This is a genomic window from Mesorhizobium sp. WSM4844 (assembly GCF_055811775.1).
On sequence record NZ_JBVVQB010000005.1, the window covers coordinates 1 to 22,062 of the forward strand.

Annotated in this window: 19 protein-coding genes; 11 read left to right on the top strand and 8 right to left on the bottom strand. The window is 64.4% G+C overall.

Features of this window, described 5'->3' with window-relative positions; genetic code table 11:
* Positions 1–230 precede the first annotated feature (230 nt).
* The 4 genes from AC0L2A_RS06165 to AC0L2A_RS06180 are packed head-to-tail and all read left to right on the top strand — an operon-like array spanning position 231 to position 3,509.
* The gene (locus tag AC0L2A_RS06165) at positions 231–1,112 is read left to right on the top strand and encodes a branched-chain amino acid ABC transporter permease (protein WP_473607951.1); all 882 of its coding nucleotides are present in this window, start codon (positions 231–233) and stop codon (positions 1,110–1,112) included.
* Positions 1,109–2,071, top strand: a complete 963-nt coding sequence (locus AC0L2A_RS06170) for a branched-chain amino acid ABC transporter permease (RefSeq protein ID WP_473607952.1) — start codon at positions 1,109–1,111, stop codon at positions 2,069–2,071. The genes AC0L2A_RS06165 and AC0L2A_RS06170 overlap by 4 nt, the downstream gene beginning before the upstream one ends.
* Complete coding sequence (locus AC0L2A_RS06175; RefSeq protein WP_473520976.1) at positions 2,068–2,793, top strand: ABC transporter ATP-binding protein; 726 nt, start codon at positions 2,068–2,070, stop codon at positions 2,791–2,793. The genes AC0L2A_RS06170 and AC0L2A_RS06175 overlap by 4 nt, the downstream gene beginning before the upstream one ends.
* Complete coding sequence (locus AC0L2A_RS06180; RefSeq protein WP_473607953.1) at positions 2,790–3,509, top strand: ABC transporter ATP-binding protein; 720 nt, start codon at positions 2,790–2,792, stop codon at positions 3,507–3,509. Before AC0L2A_RS06175 ends, AC0L2A_RS06180 begins: the two co-directional genes overlap by 4 nt.
* Here AC0L2A_RS06180 and AC0L2A_RS06185 read toward each other — a convergent pair whose 3' ends face one another.
* Both AC0L2A_RS06185 and pncA read right to left on the bottom strand, forming a co-directional pair.
* On the bottom strand, positions 3,510–4,940 hold the full coding sequence (locus AC0L2A_RS06185; RefSeq protein ID WP_473607954.1) for a sodium:proton antiporter: 1,431 nt from the start codon (positions 4,938–4,940) through the stop codon (positions 3,510–3,512).
* A gap of 41 nt (positions 4,941–4,981) precedes the next feature.
* Positions 4,982–5,581, bottom strand: a complete 600-nt coding sequence (gene pncA, locus AC0L2A_RS06190) for a bifunctional nicotinamidase/pyrazinamidase (RefSeq protein WP_091596328.1) — start codon at positions 5,579–5,581, stop codon at positions 4,982–4,984.
* Between the two features lie 307 nt (positions 5,582–5,888).
* On the opposite strand from pncA, the gene AC0L2A_RS06195 reads away from it, so the two are divergent.
* The 6 genes from AC0L2A_RS06195 (at position 5,889) to AC0L2A_RS06220 (ending at position 13,148) form a co-directional block, all read left to right on the top strand.
* Positions 5,889–6,752 (top strand): FAD binding domain-containing protein, encoded by an 864-nt coding sequence (locus AC0L2A_RS06195; protein WP_473607956.1) that lies wholly within the window; start codon positions 5,889–5,891, stop codon positions 6,750–6,752.
* Positions 6,753–6,832: 80 nt separating this feature from the next.
* Positions 6,833–9,691, top strand: a complete 2,859-nt coding sequence (locus AC0L2A_RS06200) for a molybdopterin-dependent oxidoreductase (RefSeq protein ID WP_473607957.1) — start codon at positions 6,833–6,835, stop codon at positions 9,689–9,691.
* Positions 9,688–11,229, top strand: a complete 1,542-nt coding sequence (locus tag AC0L2A_RS06205) for a 6-hydroxynicotinate reductase (protein WP_473607958.1) — start codon at positions 9,688–9,690, stop codon at positions 11,227–11,229. The genes AC0L2A_RS06200 and AC0L2A_RS06205 overlap by 4 nt, the downstream gene beginning before the upstream one ends.
* Positions 11,230–11,231: 2 nt before the next feature.
* The gene (locus tag AC0L2A_RS06210; protein WP_473607960.1) at positions 11,232–12,113 is read left to right on the top strand and encodes a UPF0280 family protein; all 882 of its coding nucleotides are present in this window, start codon (positions 11,232–11,234) and stop codon (positions 12,111–12,113) included.
* Positions 12,106–12,690 carry an amino acid synthesis family protein gene (locus AC0L2A_RS06215; protein WP_287238346.1) on the top strand — a complete coding sequence of 195 codons (585 nt, stop codon included), beginning with the start codon at positions 12,106–12,108 and terminating at the stop codon, positions 12,688–12,690. The genes AC0L2A_RS06210 and AC0L2A_RS06215 overlap by 8 nt, the downstream gene beginning before the upstream one ends.
* Complete coding sequence (locus AC0L2A_RS06220) at positions 12,687–13,148, top strand: MarR family winged helix-turn-helix transcriptional regulator (protein ID WP_095491183.1); 462 nt, start codon at positions 12,687–12,689, stop codon at positions 13,146–13,148. The genes AC0L2A_RS06215 and AC0L2A_RS06220 overlap by 4 nt, the downstream gene beginning before the upstream one ends.
* Positions 13,149–13,286: 138 nt before the next feature.
* Here AC0L2A_RS06220 and AC0L2A_RS06225 read toward each other — a convergent pair whose 3' ends face one another.
* The 3 genes from AC0L2A_RS06225 to AC0L2A_RS06235 are packed head-to-tail and all read right to left on the bottom strand — an operon-like array spanning position 13,287 to position 17,151.
* Positions 13,287–14,255, bottom strand: a complete 969-nt coding sequence (locus tag AC0L2A_RS06225) for a substrate-binding domain-containing protein (RefSeq protein ID WP_091596342.1) — start codon at positions 14,253–14,255, stop codon at positions 13,287–13,289.
* Positions 14,252–15,568, bottom strand: a complete 1,317-nt coding sequence (locus tag AC0L2A_RS06230) for an ABC transporter permease (protein ID WP_473607961.1) — start codon at positions 15,566–15,568, stop codon at positions 14,252–14,254. Before AC0L2A_RS06230 ends, AC0L2A_RS06225 begins: the two co-directional genes overlap by 4 nt.
* Positions 15,565–17,151 (bottom strand): sugar ABC transporter ATP-binding protein, encoded by a 1,587-nt coding sequence (locus AC0L2A_RS06235; RefSeq protein ID WP_473608130.1) that lies wholly within the window; start codon positions 17,149–17,151, stop codon positions 15,565–15,567. The genes AC0L2A_RS06230 and AC0L2A_RS06235 overlap by 4 nt, the downstream gene beginning before the upstream one ends.
* A gap of 219 nt (positions 17,152–17,370) precedes the next feature.
* On the opposite strand from AC0L2A_RS06235, the gene AC0L2A_RS06240 reads away from it, so the two are divergent.
* Positions 17,371–18,402 (top strand): LacI family DNA-binding transcriptional regulator, encoded by a 1,032-nt coding sequence (locus tag AC0L2A_RS06240; RefSeq protein WP_473607962.1) that lies wholly within the window; start codon positions 17,371–17,373, stop codon positions 18,400–18,402.
* A gap of 26 nt (positions 18,403–18,428) precedes the next feature.
* On the opposite strand, the gene AC0L2A_RS06245 is transcribed toward AC0L2A_RS06240, so the two are convergent.
* From AC0L2A_RS06245 to AC0L2A_RS06255, 3 genes are all read right to left on the bottom strand, one after another.
* Positions 18,429–19,430 (bottom strand): LLM class flavin-dependent oxidoreductase, encoded by a 1,002-nt coding sequence (locus tag AC0L2A_RS06245; RefSeq protein ID WP_473607963.1) that lies wholly within the window; start codon positions 19,428–19,430, stop codon positions 18,429–18,431.
* A 158-nt stretch (positions 19,431–19,588) separates the two neighbouring features.
* On the bottom strand, positions 19,589–20,752 hold the full coding sequence (locus tag AC0L2A_RS06250; RefSeq protein ID WP_473607965.1) for an AI-2E family transporter: 1,164 nt from the start codon (positions 20,750–20,752) through the stop codon (positions 19,589–19,591).
* Between the two features lie 217 nt (positions 20,753–20,969).
* Positions 20,970–22,031, bottom strand: a complete 1,062-nt coding sequence (locus tag AC0L2A_RS06255; RefSeq protein WP_473608132.1) for an LLM class flavin-dependent oxidoreductase — start codon at positions 22,029–22,031, stop codon at positions 20,970–20,972.
* Between the last annotated feature and the right edge of the window lie 31 nt (positions 22,032–22,062).

The following is a 22,062-nucleotide window of genomic DNA, read 5'->3' on the forward strand; positions in this document are numbered from 1 at the left end:
TTCACGAGACGTCTCAGAATCAGACGCGAACAAACCAGAATCGAAGACGGAACCTTGTTCTTCTGTGCAAAGCCCTCTCAAGGGGAGAGATTTGCTGTCATCACCGCTTTCGCCAATCGCCAAGGTTGGTAGATGGCCGCCTTCGCAGCAACTGCCAATCTCCCCCCTTGAGGGGGAGATGGCCGGCAGGCCAGAGGGGGGTGCTTCGCGCATCCGCTGGTGCTTGACCGATGCACTTCGGACCTCATCTTCTTCTCGCCGCCCTCGAAGGCCTCGTCACCTCCGCCGTGCTGGCGCTGACGGCGCTTGGCCTGTCGCTGGTGTTCGGCGTCATGCGCGTCGTCAATGTCGCCCATGGCGAGTTCTTCATGCTCGGCGCGGTGCTTGCCTGGGCGATCTCCACGGCGATATCAGGCCATCCGGCGCTCGGCTTCCTCGCAGCCCTGGTGCTGGCGCCGCTGATCGTCGGCCTGATCGCGCTGGTCTCCGAACGGCTGGTGCTGCGCCGGCTGAATTACAATCCGGAAGCCACCATCGTCGCCACCATCGGCATGCTCTACATCATCCAGCAACTGGCGCTGACCTTTTATGGTCCGGAGGCACGGCCAGTGGAGCCGCCCTTCAGCTACCGCATCCTTTTGCCGTGGTTCGGCTACTCCGGCTACAAGCTGTCGATCATCGCCGCATCCGCGCTTCTGCTGGTGGCGACCTGGTTCGTGCTGACGCGTACGAGAATCGGCCTCGTCATGCGCGCCACGCAATATGACAGCGAAACGGCGCAGGCCTTTGGCATTCCGGTCGACCGCGTCTATGCCGGCGTCTTCGCGCTCGGCGCCATGCTGGCGGCGGTGGCCGCGGTGCTGATCGTGCCGATCAGCCAGGCGCATTACCTGATGGGACAGGACCCGCTGCTGCTGTCCTTCATCGTCGTCATCATCGGCGGCCTCGGCTCGCTGCGCGGCACCGTCGTCGCCGCCGTGCTCATCGGCCTGTCGGACGGCATCGTCTCGGTGTTCTTCTCGCCGACGCTGGCCAAGATCATCGCCACGCTGCTGGTGGCCATGGTGCTGGTGTTCCGGCCGCAAGGCCTGTTCGGGACGGCATCGCGATGAAGGAGGCTTCACCGTCAAAGGCCTATGCGTTGCATCTGGGCGTCATCGTCCTGCTGTTCGCCCTAAGCTTCGTCCTGCCGGAATATCACCACGGGCTGCTCGCCCGCATCATGGTGCTGGCGGTTTTCGCCATGGGCTACAACCTGCTGTTCGGCTATGTCGGGTTGCTCAGCCTCGGCCACGCCATGTTCTTTTCGGCTGGGCTCTATGGCGCAGGCCTTGCCGTCATCCAGCTCGGCTGGAGCGTGCCGGCCGCCTTCGCCGCCGGCCTTGCCTGCGGCGCGCTTCTCGCGCTGGTGATCGGGCTGCTGGCGCTGCGCACTTCCGGTGTCGCCTTCATGATCGTCACCATGATGTTCGCGCAGGTGTTCTATCTGATAATCCTCTATCTCGCGGCCTGGACCGGCGGCGATCAGGGCCTGGTGGTGCCGCAGTCGGCGCGTGTGCTTGTTTTGGGCGACACCTCGCTCGGCCTCACCAACCCGACCGTGCGCTACATGAGCGCGCTGGTCCTGTTCTCGATCGTGCTGCTGGTGACGCTCGGCATAGTCCGCTCCAGGTATGGCCGTGTGCTGGTCGCCATCCGCGAAAACGAGGAGCGGACCAAAATGCTCGGCTACGACATTTTTTCCAACAAGCTTGCCGCGGTCGTCGTCTCCGGCACCATCTGCGCGGCTTCGGGCGCCGCCTACGCGCTGCTGTTCGGTTATGTCGGCTCGACCTTCGCCTCGGTGCAATATTCCATCCTGCCGCTGCTCTGGGTGCTGCTCGGCGGTGCTGCGACCACGCTCGGTCCGCTGATTGGCACTCTGTTCATGTACTATGTCGTCGACGTCACCAGCGGCTACACCTCGGCCTATCTGCTGATCGTCGGCATCGCCCTCATCGCGCTGGTGCTGTTCTTTCCCAGGGGCATTCTCGGCACCATCCGTCAGCGCTGGCTCGGATGGCTGCCATGATGCCGCTGCTGACGACCAAAGGCCTGTCCCGCAATTTCGGCGGCCTGCGCGCTGTCGATGGTGTCGATTTCGCCCTCATGCCGGGCGAGATCCGCGCCGTCATCGGCCCCAATGGCGCCGGCAAGACCACCTTCGTCAGCCTGATCAGCGGCCGCATCCAGCCGTCATCGGGCATGATCGTCTTCGACGGCGCCGACATTACCAACCTGCCGGCCTACGCCAGGGTCCGCCTTGGCATCGCCTACACCTTCCAGATCACCAGCGTCTTCGCCAACCTCACCGCCTACGACAATGTCGCGCTGCCGGTGCAGCGCACGCTGACCGACGGCCGCTCGAAAGGTGCTGTGCATGCCGGCGTCATGGCGGCGCTGGAGCGCACCGGCCTTGCCGACCGCGCCCATATGCCGGCCGGGCAATTGTCCTATGGCCATCAGCGCCTGCTCGAAGTGGCGATGGGGCTGGCGCTGAAACCGCGCCTGCTGATCCTCGACGAGCCGACGCAGGGGCTGGCCGACAGCGAGATCGACAATTTCATCGGGCTGGTGCGCGAGATCGCCAAAAGCGCGACAGTGCTGCTGATCGAGCACAACATGCCGGTGGTCATGCAGCTTGCCGACCGCATCACCGTCTTCAACGCCGGCAAGATCCTGGCCGAAGGCACGCCCGAGCAGGTTCGCGCCAATACGCAAGTGCAGGACGCCTATTTGGGGACGACCCCATGACGCAACCGCGGGCAGAAGCACTGACCATCTCCGGGCTCGACTGCTTCTATGGCGAGGTCCAGGTGCTCTACGGCCTCGGCCTCGTGCTGAACAAGGGCGAGGTGCTTTGCCTGTTCGGCCGCAACGGCGCCGGCAAGACGACGACGCTGAAGGCGATCATGGGCCTCGTTCCTTCACGCGCCGGCTCGATCAGGCTCGACGGCACGGAGTTGACCGGCCTGCCGGCGCACGACGTGCCGAAGGCCGGCGTCGCCTATGTGCCGCAGGGCCGGCGGCTGTTCGCCGAGATGACGGTGGCCGAAAACATCGAGATCGGCCTGATGGCCCGCGGCAAGGGCAAGGCGACGCGCGAAAACGTGCTCGAGCTCTTCCCGCTGCTGCGCCAGCGGCTGAGACAACGCTCCGGCACGCTGTCGGGCGGCGAGCAGCAGATGCTGGCCATGGCTCGGGCCCTGTGTCTCGAGCCGCAGGTGCTTCTGCTCGACGAGCCGACCGAAGGGCTGATGCCGTCGATGATCGCAAAAATCCGCGAGACGGTAGCGAAGCTGCGTGTATCAGGCGTCTCGACGATCCTGGTCGAGCAGCGCGTCGATGCCGTGCTGTCCGTCGCCGACCGGGTCTCGTTCATCGAAAACGGCCGCAACCGCGAGACCGTCGATATCGAGGAGCTCCGCGCCGATCCGTCGGCGGTCCGCCGCTATGTCGGCGTCGGCTGATCAGCGAAAGAACAGGAAACCCGCGATCAAAAAAATCGGGACCAGTACCGCGCCCGACCATGCCATGTAGCCGAAGAAGCCCGGCATTTTTACGCCGCGATGCCTGGCAATGGCGTAAACCATGAAATTTGGCGCATTGCCGATATAGGTGTTGGCGCCCATGAACACCGCGCCGGCCGAGATCGCCGCCAGCGTCGAGGCGAAGGTGGTCATCAGATGCTGCGGATCGCCGCCGGCGAGCTCGAAGAACACCAGATAGGTCGGCGCATTGTCGAGGAAGGAAGACAGCGCTCCGGTCATCCAGAAATACGCCAGGTCGTTGGGCTCGCCCGTCGGCGAACTGACCAGCGAGACCAGCGGCGCCAGCGCGCCGTCGGCACCGGCCCTGAGAATGGCGATGACCGGAACGATGCAGATGAAGATGCCGGCGAACAGTTTCGCCACCTCTGATATCGGCTCCCAGTGGAAGTTGTTCGCCCGCCTGTGGCTCTTGCTTGAGACAGCGAGCGAAAGCAAGGCGAGGGCCAGGATGATGGCGTCGCGCACAAGGTTCTGCAATTCAAGGCTCACGCCCTGGACGGAGAACGCCACGCCCGGCTTCCAGGTCGCGGAAAGCAGGATCGCGCCGATCACCCCGGCCAGCAGCGGGAGGTTGGCCAGGCCTCGGATGCGCACCTTGGTGTCCGGTGTCGGATCCTTGATCTTCGGTGCGCCGGCCTCGCGGTGATGCAGGATGATGTCCATGGCCAGGAAGACGGCCAGCACCAGGCCGCCGACGAACAATGTCTCCTGATAGAGATTGGCAGCGGTCCAGAAGAAATCGACGCCGCGCAGGAAGCCGACGAACAGCGGCGGATCACCGAGCGGCGTCAGCGAGCCGCCGATGTTGGACACCAGGAAAATGAAGAAGATGACGACATGGGCGTTGAACGGCCGGTTGTCGTTGGCGCGCAGGATCGGCCTGATCAGGATCATCGAGGCGCCGGTCGTGCCGATGACCGAGGCGAGCATCGCCCCGATCAGCAGCAGTCCGGCATTCACCAGCGGCGTGCCGTGGATGTTGCCGGCGACGAGGATGCCGCCCGAAATGGTGAACAGCGCAAACAGAAGAATGATGAACGACATGTATTCGGTGAGCAGCGCATGCAGCACCGCCTCTGCAGCCGAAGCCATGCCGAACGCCAGCGCCAGCGGCACGACCGCAAGCGCCGCCCAGAACAAGGTGATCTTGCCGTAGTGATGCTCCCAGACATGGTGGAAGAGCAATGGCCCGGTGGCGATCGACAGAAGCAGGCCGGCAAAGGGCAGCGCCCACCACAGCGACATTGTTTCGCCGGGCAATTCGTGGGCCTCGGCTGCAAGCACTGTTCCCGGAAACAGGGTTGCGACTGCCACCACAGCGCCCGCCGTCAAAGCCGCCGCAAACCGCATAATGCCCCCTCTGGAATTGTGTCGAATGCGATTGGTGATGTTCAAGCCAGCGTCACGCCGGCATCGCGCATTCGGTTCAGCATCGTCTCGAGTGAGCCATTGAGATCGATGCCGCGGCAGGCGTCGAGCCGCACTGTCGTGTGAAAGCCGTGCTTGACCGCGTCGAGCGCCGAGAAGGCGACGCAATAATCGGTCGCCAGGCCGACCAGGGTCAGCGTGTCGATGCCGCGCTCCTTGAGATAGCCGGCAAGGCCGGTCGGCGTCGCATGGTCGTTCTCGAAGAAAGCCGAATAGCTGTCGATCTCCGGGCGGAAACCCTTGCGGATCACCAGTTCGGCCCTGGTCCAGGCAAGGCCCGAATGGAAATCCGAACCCAGGCTGCCCTGGATGCAGTGGTCGGGCCACAGCGTCTGCGGGCCGTAGGGCATCTCGATCGTTTCGAACGGCTGCTTGCCGGGATGATTGGAGGCAAAACTCGAATGTCCGGCGGGATGCCAGTCCTGCGTCAGCACGACATGTTCGGTCCGCCGGATCAGGTCGTTGACCAGCGGCACGATCTCGTCGCCGCCGGCCACCGCCAGCGCGCCGCCCGGACAGAAATCGTTCTGCAGGTCGATGATGACAAGCGCTTCGTCGGCCATGGAGCCTCCCTCTTGTTTGTCCCGGAGGCATGAAGTCTGCCGAAACGTGGAATCCGGTGTTCGAACCCGCCGAAAATGCCGCTGACGCAACGGATGCAGAAACTTGACCAGATGGCCGGCTGCGTCAACTCCAACGGCATAACAAATGCGTGCCGTCGCGCCGATGCTGGCGCCGGCGCAAAACTCTGGCTTTGACAATTCCTGCCGGCTTGATATCATTTGCATACGAATGAATTTGACCGGCTCGGAGGCCGGCAGGTCCGTCGGCAACCCTATTTTTGGGAAGGCCCATTTTGGGAAGGCAAGCGTGATCCGTTACGCGAAACCCACCACGGTCGACGAGGCGCTCGCTCTGCTTGGCGAGGCTTCGTGGCGCATCCTTGCCGGCGGCACCGATTTCTATCCGGCACAAGGAGCCAAGCCTTTCCGCGACAATGTCCTCGATATCAACGGCCTGGCGACGCTGCGCGGTATTGCTGAGACCGACAGCCATTGGCTCATCGGCGCGCGCACGACCTGGACCGATCTTGTCCGTCATCCGCTGCCGGCGGCCTTCGACGCGCTGAAGCAGGCGGCGCGGGAAGTCGGCTCCGTCCAGATCCAGAACGTTGCCTCCATCGCCGGCAATCTCTGCAACGCCTCCCCGGCGGCCGACGGCGTGCCGGCGCTGCTCGTCCTCGACGCCGAGGTCGAACTGCGCGCGGTGGCGATGGTCCGCCATCTGCCGCTGGAAAAATTCATCCTGGGGAACCGCCGCACGGAACTGCAGCCGGGCGAAATGGTCACCGCCATCCGCGTGCCGAAAGAAGCGGCCACCGGCACGTCGGTTTTCGAAAAACTCGGCGCGCGCCGCTATCTCGTCATTTCGATAGCCATGGCGGCGGCTCGCTTGACCATTGAGGATGGCATCGTTGCCAACGCCGCCGTCGCCGTCGGCTCCTGTTCGGCGGTCGCCAGGCGTCTTGCAAGTGTCGAAGCAGCCTTGCGCGGCCTCCCGGTCAACGACGCTCTCGTCGCTGCGATCCAGTCCGCACCGATGGACGAGCTTTCGCCGATCGACGACGTGCGCGGCAGCGCCGAATACCGGCTGGACGCCGCGCGCGAGATTGTCGCCCGCGCCGTTCTCGGTGCCGCGGGTCACGCGTCGGTCGAGAAGGTAGCGGCGGCATGAGCCAAGCTCAACCTGGCATGACCAAAACTCAGCCTGGCATGAGCGGAGCTCAGCCTGGCATGAGCGGAGCTCAGCCTGGCATGAGCATGGAGCGCGCCGACATCGCCTTCGAGGTCAACGGCGCCGCCGTCTCTGTCTGCGTGCCGCCGGTTCGCCGTCTCTCTTCGGTGCTGCGTGACGAATTGCGGCTGACCGGCACCAAGGTCGGCTGCGACGCCGGCGACTGCGGCGCCTGCACGGTGCTTGTCGACGGCGAACCTGTCTGCGCCTGCCTGATGTCTGCGGCTTCTGCCGCTGGCACCGTGGTGACCACGGTCGAGGGTCTCGCCAACGGCAGATTGTCGGCGCTGCAGGCCTCGTTCCTCGACCATGGCGCGGCGCAATGCGGCATCTGCACACCCGGCCTGCTGATCGCGGCAACCGCGCTGCTTGAGAAGAACCCCAATCCCACCGAGGCCGAAACCCAGGATGCCCTGGGCGGCGTCCTCTGCCGATGCACCGGCTATCGCAAGATCGTCGCTGCGGTGATGGATGCGGGACGGTTCGCGAGCGAATTTTTGACCGACGGCGCTGCCCCTCATCCGCCTGCCGGCACCTTCTCCCCGTTTAATGACGGGGAAAAAGGACAAGTTTCTGCGCTGGCTACCCCTTCTCTCGATCTTGACCGCAGAATGCCAATTTCGGGCCACGCCGTCGGCTCCTCTCCAATTCGCCTCGACGGCCTGCCGAAAGTCACCGGCGGCGAAAAATTCGGCGGCGATTCCTTCCCGGCCGATGCGCTGGCGGTGCTGGTGGTCCGCTCGCCGCATCATCACGCCCGCTTCGCCTTCGGCGATCTCGACGCCTGGGTGAAAGTCCATCCCGGCATCGTCGGCGTCTTCACCGCTGCCGATATTCCGGGAAGGAACTGCTTCGGCGTCATCGCGCCTTTTGCCGACCAGCCAGCGCTGGCCGAAAATTTTTCGCGCTTTCGTGGCGAGGCGGTGGCGCTGGTTGCCGGCGAGCGCGAGGCCATCCTCGATCTCGATCTTGCGGATTTTCCTGTTCGATGGACCGAGTTGCCGCATGTCCTGCAGCCTTGCGAGGCGCAGGCCGGCGGCGTGCGGCTGATCCACGAGAACCGGCCGGCAAACCTGCTCACATCAGGCTTTGTCGAGCGCGGTGACCCCGACGCCGCCCTTGCCGGCGCTACGTTCACTGTTTCCGGCGCCATCGACACGTCCTATGTCGAGCACGCCTATATCGAGCCGGAAGCCGGCTATGCCTATAGGGACGGCGACACGCTGGTCGTCGTCGCCTGCACGCAGGCGCCCTATATGGACCGCGACGACGTCGCAAAAGTGCTTGGCCTTGCCGTCGACAAGGTGCGGATCGTGCCGACCGCCACCGGCGGCGGCTTCGGCTCCAAGCTCGACGTTTCGTTGCAGCCGCTGATCGGTCTGGTCGCGATGAAGACCGGGCGGCCGGCGGCACTCGCCTATACCCGTCATGAATCGATGATCTCGACCACCAAGCGTCATCCCGCCGAGATGAAGGCGACGATCGGCGCCGATGCCGATGGTCGCGTCACCGCCATGGTCTTCGCAGGCGATTTCAACACCGGCGCCTATGCGAGTTGGGGACCGACCGTCGCCAACCGCGTGCCGGTGCATGCCTCCGGTCCCTATGCGACCCCGAATTATCGGGCCGAAGGCCGCGCCATCCACACGAATGGCCCGATCTCCGGTGCCTTCCGCGGTTTCGGCGTGCCGCAGGCGACGATCATGCAGGAGACGCTCTATGACGAACTTGCCGCAAAGCTTGGGCTGGATCGGCTCGATTTTCGTGTGAAAAACTGCCTTCGGAACGGCTGCGAAACGGTTACCGGCCAGAGGCTGGAATCGGGCGTCGGCATCGCCGACTGCCTCGAAGCGCTGCGGCCGCATTGGATGCGTGCGCTTGTCGATGCCGATGCGTTCAACAGTGCCAATGACAGCAGGAAACGCGGCGTCGGTGTCGCCTCCTGCTGGTACGGCTGCGGCAACACCTCCCTGCCCAATCCGTCGACCATCAGGGTCGGCATCTCGGCTGAAGGCGATGTCGTCCTGCATCAGGGCGCGGTCGATATCGGGCAAGGTTCGAACACGGTCATTGCCCAGATCTGCGCCGACGCGCTCGGCCTGCCGCTGGAAAAGTTCCGGCTGAAAAGCGCCGACACGGCGATCACGCCGGACGCCGGCAAGACGTCGGCCTCGCGCCAGACCTTCGTGACCGGCAAGGCCGCCGAAAAGGCCGGCCGCGCCTTGCGCGAGACGATGCTGCGCTTCGCCAATGTGTCGGAGAGAGCGGCGATCGTTCTGGAGGGCGCAAGCCTGGTCATCCGCGAGGGCGAAGCAACACGGCATATCGATTTGTCCACTCTGAAGGCCGATGCCGACGGCTTGGTCTTTCGCGCCGAGGAAAGCTATGACCCGCCGACCCTGCCGCTCGACGCCAGGGGCCAGGGCAAGCCTTACGCCGTCTATGGTTACGGCGCGCAGGTCGCCGAACTGGAGGTCGACCTCAAGCTCGGCACAGTGGAGCTGATCAAGATCACCGCCGCGCATGATGTCGGCAAGGCGATCAACCCGCTGCTTGCCGAAGGCCAGATCGAGGGCGGCATCGCGCAAGGCATCGGCATGGCGCTGATGGAGGAATACATCCCCGGCCGCACCGAGAATCTGCACGACTACCTGATCCCGACGATCGGCGACGTGCCGCCGATCGAGACCATCCTGATCGAAGTTCCGGATCCGGAAGGACCCTTTGGCGCCAAAGGCCTGGGCGAGCATGTGCTGATCCCGACGGCACCGGCGATCCTCAATGCCATCCGCCATGCCACCGGTGTCCTGGTCAGCAAAATTCCGGCGACGCCGACCCGCATCCGCGCCGCGATCCGCGACAAGGAGGCACGCCGATGAGCGAGCTTGCCGAACGTTTCGAGACGCATGATCCCGGCGAGAAGCAGGTGGCGGAAAAGATCCGCTGCGATGCCTGCCCGGTCATGTGCTACATAGCAGACGGCCGCACCGGCGCCTGTGATCGTTACGGCAATGTCGGCGGCAGGATCGTGCGGATGGATCCGCTGACCATCCTCGACCACGCGACCGAGGCCGGCGGCGCGGTCGTGCCGTTTGTCGCCGAGGGCGAAGAATGGGACGGCGAGCTGGTCAACACCGGCCGCCGCTTCGTCACCGCGATCGGCGCCGGAACCACCTATCCCGACTACAAGCCGGCGCCTTTCATCGTCAGCCAGGAGGTCGAAGGCGTCGATCTCGTCACCGTCGTCACCGAGGGCATCTTCTCCTACTGCGGCGTCAAGGTGAAGATCGACACCGACCGGCATATCGGCCCCGAAACGGCGACGGTCCGCGCGGCGGGCGAGGCGATCGGCCATGTCACGACAGGCGAATATGGCTCGCAGATGTTGTCGCTGGGCGGCGTGCATCATCTGACCGGCGGATCCAAAGCCGAAGGTCGCGCCACCTGCGATGCGCTGCTCAATCTATGCAACCGCAAGCCGGTCGAACTCACCATCGACGGCGGTGCCACGGTCATCGTCGAAGCCGGCAAGCCGCCGGTCATCGACGGTCAGCTTGAACAGCGGATGCGGGTCGGCTGCGGCTCGGCCACCATCGGCATGTTCGCCACCCAGTGGCGCGGCCTGGTCGACGAGGTGGTGGTGGTCGACGACCACATCACCGGCGTCGTTTCCGAGCATCAGGCAGGCAAGGTGCTCGGCTGGCAGGACACGGGGATAAAAATCATCGGCCGCCGTTCGACGCCGGGCCGCTATTTCAAGGTGTCGGAGCCCGGCCTCGGCTGGGGCGGCACCAGCATTTCCGACCCGCTGTCGATCCTTGGCGAATGGAATGCGAAGAAGGGCGCGCGTCCCGGCCTGTCGCTGCTGATGGTCTCGACCACCGGCGAGCAGTTCGCCTATTACGAGCTCGACGACGCCTTGAAGCCGGTGCAGAAACCGTTCCCCGAGCGGCTGCAGAAATCCGTCGGCCTGATCGAGGACAATTGCGAGCCGGCTCTGTGCACCGTGCTGTTCGTCGGCGGCGCCGGCGGCTCGCTGCGTGCCGGCGTCACCGAGAACCCGGTCAATCTGACCCGCTCGGTGCAGGGCCTGACGACGTATGTGACGGTCGGCGGCGCGCCGGTCTATGTCTGGCCGGGCGGCGGCATCACGCTGATGGTCGATGTCACCCGTGTGCCGGAAGGCGCCTTCGGCTATGTGCCGACGCCGGCGCTGGTGGCGCCGATCGAGTTCACCCTGCGCCGCGACGATTATATCAGGCTCGGCGGCTACGCAGCCGAGATCCGCAGCGTTGACGACATTCTCGCCAAAGGCGGCGAGTATCTCAACCCGCGCCGCGGCACGTCTGCGCCGGCCAGCAACCCATGGCCGCCGCTGGCGCAGTTGCGGCGCGCAGCGGCAGACGGGGCAAAGTAGTGATGAACGGCCCGCAGGCGCATTGGCTTGATGACGGCAGGCGGCTGCATCTCAATCATGGCCCGATCGACCTGATCGTCGAGGCATTTGGCGATGCGGACGAATGCCGCGCCGCCTATGGCCAGGCGGTGGCGCGGTTTCAAACAATCCTGCAGGAGCTCGTCGACGAACTGCCGGAACTGCGCCGCCCGGCCTCGTCGCGGTCCCGTGCTTTCGCTGGCCCGGCGGCGCGACGCATGGAAGCGGCGGTTGTTCCGCTGGCGAAACAATTCATCACGCCGATGGCTGCGGTCGCCGGTTCGGTAGCCGACGAAATGCTTGGCGCGCTGCTGGCCGGTCGCCGGCTCGATCGCGCCTATGTCAACAATGGCGGCGACAGCGCGATCCATCTCGGCAATGGCCGGTCCATGACGCTTGCCATTGCCGGGACAGGTCATGGACTGGCAGACCGGATCACGATCCGTGCCGAAGACGGGATCCGCGGCATCGCGACCAGCGGCTGGCGCGGCCGTTCCTTTTCGCTCGGCATCGCCGACGCTGTTACCGTACTGGCGCGGACCGGTGCTGAAGCCGATGCCGCCGCGACCCTGATCGCCAACGCCGTCGACCTGCCCGGTCATCGCGCCATCGAGCGCATGCCGGCGCGCGATCTGGCGCCCGACAGCGACCTTGGCGATCGCCTGGTCACCCGGGGCGTCGGCGCGCTTTCATCAGGCGAAATCGCCGTCGCGCTGGACCACGGCCTCGCCGTGGCCGAAGATTTTCGGCGACATGGCCTGATTGCCGCTTCAGCCTTGTTCCTTGCCGGTCAGGCACGGATCGCCGGTCCCATGGCGCTCGTTGCGCCCAACGAGAAATCAAGGAAGGAAATTGCCCATGCCTGAGTTTGCGATCCGCAAGATTGCGGTGCTGACCGAGGAGATATTTCATGAGGGCGGGCCGGTGGCGAAGGTGCCGCGCCGCCGCGCCGCCGCCATGGCGGTGGTGAACAACCCATTCGCCGGCCGCTACGTGGAAGACCTGCAGAGCGCCATGGACGATCTGAAGCCGCTCGGGCTGCTGCTCTCCGACAAGCTGATCGCCGCATTGGGCGGCGACTTGAAACAGATCGACGGCTACGGCAAGGGCGCCATCGTCGGTATCGCCGGCGAACTGGAGCATGGCGCGCTGTGGCATGTGCCTGGCGGCTATGCCATGCGCGAGCGGCTCGGTGACGCCAAGGCGATCGTGCCGTCGGCAAAGAAGGTCGGCGCCTTCGGCGCGCGGCTCGACGTGCCGCTCGGCCATATCAACGCCGCCTATGTGCGCAGTCATTTCGATGCCATGGAGGTCGGCATCAGCGACGGGCCTCGTCCCGACGAGATCCTGTTCTGCCTCGCCATGACCTGCGGCCCGCGCGTGCACGACCGCATGGGCGGTCTCGCGGCAAAGGACATCAAGGCATGGGACGGACTGCGGTGAGCGCCGAAGACATCAAGCTCAAGCTGGTCGAGGCCGAGGAGCCCGACGAGAACGATTACCGCCTGCAGGAGCAGGTCGGCTTCATCCTGCGCAAGGCGCACCAGCGCCATGTCTCGATCTTCGCCGCGCACATTGCCGACCTGACGCCGCCGCAATTCGCCGCCCTGGCCAAATTGCACGATGTCGGCGAGACCTCGCAAAACCAGCTTGGCAGCCTGATCGCCATGGATGCGGCGACGGTGAAAGGCGTCATCGACCGGCTCAAGGCACGCGGCCTGGTCGAGCTTTCCAAGCATGAGGTCGACAAAAGGCGCCTGCTGGTCAATCTGACCGCTGAAGGCCGCAATGCCGTCGAGCGGCTGATCCCGATCGCCCGCGAGATCACCGAGGAAACGCTGGCGCCGCTTTCGGCCAAGGAGGCCGCGATTTTCATGAGGCTATTGGCCAAGCTGGCGTGAGCGGGGCCTTGATCAAAAAGGGTGCCGGCCCTGCGGCAGTCCCCTTCTCCCCGTCACTATACGGGGAGAAGGTGCCGGCAGGCGGATGAGGGGCAGCGCCATGCCGCGTCCCTCAAGCGCCCTCACCGGCGACACGCCTCAGAGCCCGTGCTCCTTCAGGATTTGGGCGGCATTTTCCTTGGTGATCTTCTGCGTCGGCAGCGTGATGGTCTTTTCGACCTTCTCGCCGTTCAGGAACTTGATCGCCTGCCGCAGCCCTTCGGCGCCCGGCGTCACATAGGTGAACGTCGCCGTCAGCTCACCATTGGCAACAAGCTGCACGCCTTCATTGGGCAGGCCGTCGATGCCGATGAACTTGATGTCCTTCTCGCGGCCGACATCCTTGGCGGCAAGATAGGCGCCGTAGGCCATCGGATCGTTGTGACCATAGACGAGGTCGATCTTCTCGTTGTTGCGCAGTGCCGTGGCCATGATGTTGTAGGCCTGGTCCTGCTTCCAGTCGCCCGACTGTTGGTCGAGCAAATATTTTATGCCCGGCTCCTTGTCGGTGAATTCATGGAAGCCGTCATGGCGGTCATGTGCCGGCTGGGTGCCCATGCCGCCCCAGATCTCGACGACATTGCCTGATGCCTTGCCCTTGCCGCCGAGCAATTCGACGGCGTATTCACCGGCAGCCCGGCCGATCAGCTTGTTGTCGCCGCCGACGAACTGCGTGTAGTCCTTGGTTTCGACATTGCGGTCGAGGACGAAGACCGGGATCTTGGCGTCGATCGCCTGCTGCACGACGCCGGTCAACCCGGCGGATTCCTTCGGTGACACCAGCAGCGCGTCGACTTCCTGGCGGATCAGGTTCTCGACATCGGCGACCTGCTTTTCCGTCTTGTCCTCGCCGTCGGTGACGATCAGCTCGACTTCCGGATGCTTGGCGGCCTCAGCCAGGATGTCCTTGTTGAACTGGGCGCGCCACGGCTCGATGGTCGTCACCTGCGAGAAGCCGATCTTCCACTTCTTGTCCTGCGCGTAGGCGTTGCCGCTGGTCAGAAGGGCGGTCGTGGTCAGCAGCGCCGCGGCGACAGCGGCAAGCTTCAGCAATTCACGTCGTTTCATTTCTTGTTTCCTCCAAGATTTAGAGACGGGGTCTCTTTTGACGGCCGCTTTGCTGCGGTCGTTTCCTTGTGCGCCGTTCGTCCACCAGGCAGGCGCAGATAGTAGAGAAGATCAAAGGCATTGCGCTCCTGGACGAGCACGGTGCCGATGATGATCATCCCCTTCAGCACGAGCTGAAGGTTCGAATTGATGTTGTGCAATTGCAGGATGTTCGAGAGCAGCCCGAAGATCAGCACGCCGCAGAATGTGCCGATCAGGCTACCGCGCCCGCCCATCAGGCTGGTGCCGCCGATGACCACGGCGGCGATGGCATCGAGCTCCAGCCCGGCGCCGGCATCCGGCTTGCCTTGCCTGTATTGCGCGACATAGAGCACCGCCGCCACGCCGGCCAGCAGCCCGGACACGGCGTAGGTGGCGATCTTGACGCGGCCGGCGGCGATGCCGGACAGCCGCGCCGCCTCTTCGTTGCCGCCGATGGCGTAGACATAGCGGCCGAACGGGGTGAAGCGCAGCACCGCGCCGTAGATCAGGATCGCTCCGAGGAAAAACAGGCCCGGCATCGGGATCACGCCGAACACCAGCGAGCGCAGCATCTCGAAATCGGCGGTGGCGTTCGACCCGGTGTAGACCGGCAGCACCGCATTGTTCTGGCCGGCGGTCAGCCGGGCGATGCCGAGCGCCGTCACCATCATCGCCAGCGTGACGATGAAAGGCTGCAGCCGCCCGGCAACGATGATGAAGCCGTTGAGCGCGCCGAACAGCAGGCCGACGCAAGGCGCCACCAGCAACACGCCGACCACGCCGAATTTCGAGCCGACCTGCGGCAGCAGGTACCACAGCACCAGACTGCAGAGGATCACCCCGACGATGCCGGGCGTGACCAGCCCACGAACGCTGTCCAGCCTGACGGCGTGGGTGGCCTGCGGGCCGGCGCGCGATTTTTCGATGTTCAGGAAGATGAAGCGGGTGACCAGGATACCGAGGCAAAGGGCGACCACGGCAACTGTCGGCACCCCCAGCACCACCGCCGGCGTTACGCCCGGAACCGTCAGCAGCATGGCGCAGACCACGGTGCAGATCGCCATCAGCGAGCCGACGGAAAGATCGATGCCGCCGGTGATGATCACCGCCGTCATGCCGGTGGCGATCAGGCCGGTGGTCGACACCTGACGCAGCACATCGAGCAGATTGCCGTAGGACAGGAAGATGTTGTTGCCCTTGGAGCTGATCGGCGAGCCCAGCACGCCGATCAGGAAGATGGCGATCAGGCCCCAATAGAGCTTCGTCCGCGACAGGATGTTCAAGATGCTCATGCTGCGGGTCTCGTCATGGTCCGGCGCGGCGCCGCGAGCCGCATGATGGCCTCCTCGCTGGCTTGCGCGCGCGACAGGATCCCCGTCTGGCGACCATCGGCCATGACGAGGATGCGATCGGAAAGAAGCAGCAGCTCCGGCAATTCCGAGCTGATGACGGCGATGGCGAGGCCGTCTCGCGCCAGCTTGAAGATCAGGTCGTAGATCTCCCGCTTGGCGCCGACATCGATGCCGCGTGTCGGCTCGTCCAGCAGCAGCACCCGCGGCCGCGTCGCCAGCCACTTGCCGATGACGACCTTCTGCTGGTTGCCGCCGGATAGGGTGCCGGCCGGCTGCTCGATGGTCCCGCAGCGAATGCCGAGCGCCTTGACCGCCTGCCGCGCCAGGCCTTGCTCGGCGGCCCGCGAGCGAAGCCCGAACCGCGCCAGCGTGCCGACCAGCGGCAGCGCGACATTGTCGGTGATCGACGCCTGAAGATGCAGGCCCTGCGTCTTGCGGTCCTCCGTCACTAGGGCGATGCCGAGCCGGCGGGCGTCGCGCGGCGAACGGATTTCCACCGGCTCGCCGTCGAGCCGGATTTCGCCGCCGGCGCGGCCGCCGCTGGAGCCGAAGATGGTCTCCAGGATTTCGGTGCGTCCCGAGCCGAGCAGTCCGCCTATCCCCAGAATTTCGCCTTCGGCAAGATCGAAGGCGACGCCGTCGAGCGCGGTGCGCCAGCCGTGGCGGTCTGGTTTCGACAGCGATAGGCCGCCTACGGAGAGAACGACCTTGCCGCTGGGACCACGCTCTTCCTGGGAAGAGGCAAGCAGGTTGCGCCCGACCATCGCCGATATGATGGTATCTTCGTCGAGCTTTGCCATCGCCTCGGTCAGCACGCGGCGTCCATCGCGAAACACGGTGACCCGGCTGGCCAGATGCATGACCTCGTCGATGCGGTGCGAGATGTAGATGATCGCCACGCCGTTGTCGGCGAGCTGGCGGATGATCCGGAACAGCCTCTGGCATTCGGCCGGCGAAAGCGCGGAGGTCGGCTCGTCCATGATCAGGATGCGCGCCGACATCGACAATGCCTTGGCGATCTCGACCAACTGCTGCTCGCCGACACGCAGGCTGCCGACCCGCGCTTCCGGGTTGAGCTCGATGCCGAGCCTCTGCAGCAGGGCGCCTGCGGCATGGCTGCTTGCCTTGCGGTCGACGATAAGTCCGGCGATCAGCTTCTCGCGCCCGAGGAAGATATTATCGGCAACGCTGAGCTCGGGAACGAGATTGAGCTCCTGGTGGATGATGGCGATGCCGGCATGCTCGGCGTCGCGCACCCGGGCGAAACGGACCGGATGGGCATCGACGTTCACCGTTCCGTCGTAATCCGTATAGATGCCGGAGAGGATTTTCATCAGCGTCGACTTGCCGGCGCCGTTTTCCCCCATCAGCGCATGGATCTCGCCGCGCCGTAGCTCGAAGCCGACATCGACAAGTGCGGCGATGCCACCGAAGGTCTTGGAGATGTGCTCGGCGCTCAGAACGACAGCCGAGCGGCCGGCGGCCGCATCATCTCCGGACGTGATGGAATTGCCATGCTCCATGACAAGAACGGCCTCCCTTCCGTTGTCGTCGAACATCTCAAACGCTAATCTAAACGTTTCGAACATGTCAAGTCGCTATCTGATGAGGCGGGATTGATGCATTTCAATTCTTGCGCAAATCTGCAAGATTCCGTAGGTATTGCAGCCAGAGGGCGATGAAACGTTTCGAAAATGATGGCGTCAGGGCGAAAAAAGCAGCGAAAGTCCACGGCCCCGACCATGCTGCACGTGGCTGAAGCGGCGCGTGTTTCGGTCGCCACCGTCTCGGCGCTGATCAACGGCACCGCGACCGTCAGTCCCGAGCTCAGCCAGCGCATCGAACAGGCGATCCGCGACATCGGCTACAAGCGCAACGCGATCGCCCGCAGCTTGAAGATGGGCACGACCCGCACCATCGGGCTGACCGTTCCCCACATCACCAATCCGTTCTTCACCGATGTCGTTTCGGTCATCCAGCAGGCATTCGACCGCGCCGGATATGCGGTCATGCTGTGCTGCACGGACGAGGACCTGAACACGCAGGATGACCAGATCAGGCTGCTGCTCGACCGAATGGTCGACGGACTGATCGTTGCGCGCGTCGGCGACGGCGCGATCCTGAAGAGAATTGTCGACGACGCCAACGTGCCGGTGGTGCTGCTCGACCGCGTTTGCGAAGGCGTCGATACCGACGCGGTCGTTCTCGACAACCAGCGCGCGGTGTTCGACGCCATCACCTATCTGATCGATCTCGGCCACCGGCGGATCGGCTACATCTCCGGATCGTTCGACATTTCGCCCATGCATGACCGCATGACGGGATATCGCGAGGCGCTCCAGGCTGCCGGCCTGCCGGTCGAGAGCGAGCTTGTCCGCTTCGGCAATTTCCATGAAGTCGACGGCTACAACGCGACGATGCAGCTGCTTTCGCTGCACGACCGCCCGAGCGCGATCTTCTCGGCCAACAACCCGATGGTGATCGGCACCATGAAGGCGATCCGCGATATCGGGCTGTCCTGCCCCGAGGACATTTCGGTTGCCTGCTTCGACGATTTTCCGTGGTCGGACGTGTTCCAGCCGCAACTGACCACGGTCGCACAACCGGTCAAGGCGATCGGTGAGCAGGCGGCCAATCTGTTGCTCGACCGGCTCGCCGGAAACAGGGACGCGCCGCCGCGCAAGCTGACGCTCAAGGGACGCCTGATGATCCGCAATTCATGCCGGCCCCTTGGAGCGCCGCTGGGGGCGATCGCACAAAGCGTCAGCGCCTAACGCGCCTTCGCAGCCTCGCAAAAAAGTCAGGCAGCTTCCGACAGCGATTTGTAGACGTCGGCCAGGATCTCGAAGGATCGCACCCGCGCTGCGTGGTCGAAAATCTGCGCGGTGACCATCAGCTCGTCGGCGCCGGTGCGCTGCACGAACGCCTCGATGCCTTGCCTGACCGTTTCCGGGGCGCCGACGACGGCGCAGGACAGCGCCTGGTCGAGCATGGTTTTGGCCATCGGGTCGAGGTCGCGCTCATATCCGTCGACCGGCGGCGGCAAGCGGCCGGGCCGGCCGGTGCGCAGATTGACGAAGGCCTGCTGCAGCGAGGTGAACAACAGCCGCGCCTTGGCGTCGGAGGGTGCAGCGAACACGTTGAGGCCGAGCATCACATAGGGCTTGTCGAGCTGTTTCGACGGCTGGAAGCGCGAGCGATAGATCTCCAGTGCGTGGTCGAGTTCGGCCGGTGCGAAATGCGAGGCGAAGGCGTAGGGCAGGCCGAGCATGGCTGCGAGCTGCGCACCATAGAGGCTCGAGCCCAAAATCCAGATCGGCACCTGCTCGCCCTCGCCGGGCACGGCGCGGATACGCTGACCGTCTTCGGCCGGCTGGAAATAGCCCATCAACTCGACGACATCCTGCGGAAAACTGTCGGCGCCGGCCTCGAGGTTGCGGCGCAGCGCGCGCGCCGTGCCCATGTCGGTGCCCGGCGCTCGGCCGAGGCCGAGATCGATGCGGCCCGGGTGCAACGCGTTAAGCGTGCCGAACTGCTCGGCGATGACCAGCGGCGAATGGTTCGGCAGCATGATGCCGCCGGCTCCGACGCGTATCGTTGTGGTGCCGCCGGCGACATGGGCAATGACGACGGAGGTGGCGGCGCTGGCGATGCCCGGCATATTGTGATGCTCGGCCAGCCAATAGCGCCTGTATCCCAGCCGCTCGGCATGGCGGGCGAGATCGAGCGAATTGGCGAGCGATTGCGAAGCGTTGCTGCCTTCGACGATCGGCGACAGGTCGAGAACGGAAAGAGCGGTCATGGGCGGGGATCCTGTGGACGGGAGGGATGTAGGAACCGACCGCGATGGCCGCAAATTCAAAAAATTGAACTGACGCCCATGAGTCCACCCAAGCAAAAAGGGGCGCTCTGGAATTTACAATCCACGGTTCCCTGCCGCAGCTTATCCCGCTTCTCGGATCATACGCCCGCAGCCGTGTCGGTTTCTGAAATCTCTTCGTCCTCAACCGCCGTATGTTGCGCCGCCAGGAAATTGCCGACATGGCTGAGGCCGTCGAAATGGTCGCAGAACACCTTGATGACGACCAGCAGCGGCACCGCCATCAGCGCGCCGACAAAACCCCACAGCCAGGACCAGAAGGCAATGGCGATGAGGATCGCCACGGCGTTAATCTCTAGGCGCCGGCCGACCACCGTCGGCGTCACGAATTGGCCTTCGACGGTATCGCACAACAGCACGAAGGCCGGCGCCAGCAACGCGTAGGAGATGCTGTCGAAGCTGATCAGCGCGATGATCGTGACCAGCGTGATGGTAATCAGCGCCCCGATATAGGGCAGGAAATTGAGCAGAGCCGCTGCTGCGCCCCAGACCTGCGGGTTGGGCATGCCGAGTGCCCAGAGGCCGAGTCCGATGACCACGCCCAGGCATGTATTGATGACGGCGACGGTAAGCAGATAGTGCGAGATTTCACGCTCGACGTCATAGACGACGCGCAGTGCCCGCTTCTTTTCGCTGAGACTGGGGAAGGATTCGACGATCTTCTCATAAAACATCGTGCCGGAGGCGAGCAGGAACAGCGACAGGACGAAGACGATGATGAGGCTGGTGCCCGCCGACAGCAAATTGCCGGCGGCTTGCGAGAGGATGCCCGATTGCGCCATGGCTACCCTCTGGACGCCGGGCCCTTGGGAGGTCTGCGTCAGTCCCTCTATCTGCCGCGAAATCTCCATGATCCTTTCGAAAGGACGCCGCAGTTGCGCGAGACGTTCGGTCAGCTGCTGGCCAATCACCGAGGTGTTGTTGATGAGGTCGATGACCGGGCCGCTGAGCAGATAGCCGGCCACGGCGAGGATGCTGACCGACAGCAGCACCAGCAGTGTCGCCGATATCACATCGGGCATGCCGTGTTTGCGCAGGAAGCGGACGATCGGCGTCAGCGTCAGCGCCAGCAGGAAAGCCAGGATGACCGGCATGAAGAAGGCACGGGCGAAGGAGAGCGCGTAGATCGCCATAAGGATGAAGATGCCGACGAGCAGCGAACGCATCAGATGCATGTCCGCACGCGCCTCGACGCGCGGATCGGGGCTCTCGGCAGCGCCCGAAGCGGCGGGTTCGGCTTTCATTCTGGCCCTCGGCGGCACCCTGCGATTGGTGTACGCTGTTGGCGGAAACGCCTTTGCGGCTTCAAGGTTCCGTTGGAGCGACGTGCGTCCGCTTGGACGCACAAAGTACGCTCTAACGCTTTGAATCTACGCATCGGCCCGAAAATCGATTCCGATTTGCGGCCGATGCGTTAGCCGGCGCTGACGATGACCCTAGCCCTACGATCTTGCCGGCGAATCAGGCGGCCGGCGCTGCCACGGCAGGGATGGCCTTCGCCGTCTCCCTGCGCACGATCGGCGCCACCTTGGTGCCGTAGAGTTCGATCGCCTTCATGATCTTGGCGTGCGCCATGGTGCCGATCGCCATTTGCAGCAGGAAGCGGTCGTTGCCGAATATCCTGTGCTGGGCAACGATCTTTTCGGCCACCTGTTCGGGGTTGCCGACGAACAGCGCGCCGTTCGGGCCGCGCGACTGGTCGAAATGTGCTCTCGACGTCGGACCCCAGCCGCGCTCGCGGCCGATGCGGTTCATCACCTCGGCCTGCGGCCCATAAAAATCGTCGGCCGCCTGGTCGGTGGTCGCGGCAATGAAGCCGTGCACGTTGAGGCTTGTGGCCAGACCAGCCGGATCGTTGCCAGCCCGTTTGGCCGCTTCCCTGTAAATATCGAACAGCGGCGCGAACCGCGCCGGCTCGCCGCCGATGATGGCCAGCGCCAGCGGCAGGCCGAGCGCGCCGGCCCGCGCGGCGGATTGCGGCGTGCCGCCAATCGCGATCCAGATCGGCAATCTGGCCTGGAACGGGCGGGGATAGATGCCGCGATCATCGATAGGAGCGCGCAGCCTGCCCGACCAGCTCACCTTGACATGATCGCGGACGGCAAGCAGCAGATCGAGCTTTTCGGCAAAGAGTTCGTCATAGTCCTCAAGATTGTAGCCGAACAGCGGAAAGGATTCGATGAACGAGCCGCGCCCAGCCATGATCTCGGCCCGGCCGCTGGATAGAAGGTCTAGCGTTGCAAACTGCTGGAAGACACGAACCGGATCGTCGGAGGAAAGCACGGTGACCGCGCTGGTCAGCTTTATGCGCCGGGTGCGTTCGGCCGCCGCGGCCAGGGCCACGACTGGCGCTGAAGCCGCATAATCGGGACGGTGATGCTCGCCCAACCCAAACACGTCGAGGCCGACCTGGTCGGCCAGTTCGATCTCCTCGATCAGGTTGCGCAGCCGCTGATGCGCACCGATGGCACCCGGACCCGGTTCCGGGCTGACGTCGGCGAAGGTGTAGAGACCGAGTTCCATCATCTATCATCCTGGTGTTTTGTTCTGGTGT

What these genes read in the sequence shown, in the direction of transcription:
- AC0L2A_RS06165 (WP_473607951.1), top strand. Translation starts at nt 231, where the DNA reads ATGCACTTCGGACCTCATCTTCTTCTCGCCGCCCTCGAAGGCCTCGTC.
- AC0L2A_RS06170 (WP_473607952.1), top strand. Translation starts at nt 1,109, where the DNA reads ATGAAGGAGGCTTCACCGTCAAAGGCCTATGCGTTGCATCTGGGCGTC.
- AC0L2A_RS06175 (WP_473520976.1), top strand. Translation starts at nt 2,068, where the DNA reads ATGATGCCGCTGCTGACGACCAAAGGCCTGTCCCGCAATTTCGGCGGC.
- AC0L2A_RS06180 (WP_473607953.1), top strand. Translation starts at nt 2,790, where the DNA reads ATGACGCAACCGCGGGCAGAAGCACTGACCATCTCCGGGCTCGACTGC.
- AC0L2A_RS06185 (WP_473607954.1), bottom strand. Translation starts at nt 4,940, where the DNA reads ATGCGGTTTGCGGCGGCTTTGACGGCGGGCGCTGTGGTGGCAGTCGCA.
- pncA (WP_091596328.1), bottom strand. Translation starts at nt 5,581, where the DNA reads ATGGCCGACGAAGCGCTTGTCATCATCGACCTGCAGAACGATTTCTGT.
- AC0L2A_RS06200 (WP_473607957.1), top strand. Translation starts at nt 6,833, where the DNA reads ATGAGCATGGAGCGCGCCGACATCGCCTTCGAGGTCAACGGCGCCGCC.
- AC0L2A_RS06205 (WP_473607958.1), top strand. Translation starts at nt 9,688, where the DNA reads ATGAGCGAGCTTGCCGAACGTTTCGAGACGCATGATCCCGGCGAGAAG.
- AC0L2A_RS06210 (WP_473607960.1), top strand. Translation starts at nt 11,232, where the DNA reads ATGAACGGCCCGCAGGCGCATTGGCTTGATGACGGCAGGCGGCTGCAT.
- AC0L2A_RS06215 (WP_287238346.1), top strand. Translation starts at nt 12,106, where the DNA reads ATGCCTGAGTTTGCGATCCGCAAGATTGCGGTGCTGACCGAGGAGATA.
- AC0L2A_RS06225 (WP_091596342.1), bottom strand. Translation starts at nt 14,255, where the DNA reads ATGAAACGACGTGAATTGCTGAAGCTTGCCGCTGTCGCCGCGGCGCTG.
- AC0L2A_RS06230 (WP_473607961.1), bottom strand. Translation starts at nt 15,568, where the DNA reads ATGAGCATCTTGAACATCCTGTCGCGGACGAAGCTCTATTGGGGCCTG.
- AC0L2A_RS06235 (WP_473608130.1), bottom strand. Translation starts at nt 17,151, where the DNA reads ATGGAGCATGGCAATTCCATCACGTCCGGAGATGATGCGGCCGCCGGC.
- AC0L2A_RS06240 (WP_473607962.1), top strand. Translation starts at nt 17,371, where the DNA reads ATGCTGCACGTGGCTGAAGCGGCGCGTGTTTCGGTCGCCACCGTCTCG.
- AC0L2A_RS06245 (WP_473607963.1), bottom strand. Translation starts at nt 19,430, where the DNA reads ATGACCGCTCTTTCCGTTCTCGACCTGTCGCCGATCGTCGAAGGCAGC.
- AC0L2A_RS06250 (WP_473607965.1), bottom strand. Translation starts at nt 20,752, where the DNA reads ATGAAAGCCGAACCCGCCGCTTCGGGCGCTGCCGAGAGCCCCGATCCG.
- AC0L2A_RS06255 (WP_473608132.1), bottom strand. Translation starts at nt 22,031, where the DNA reads ATGGAACTCGGTCTCTACACCTTCGCCGACGTCAGCCCGGAACCGGGT.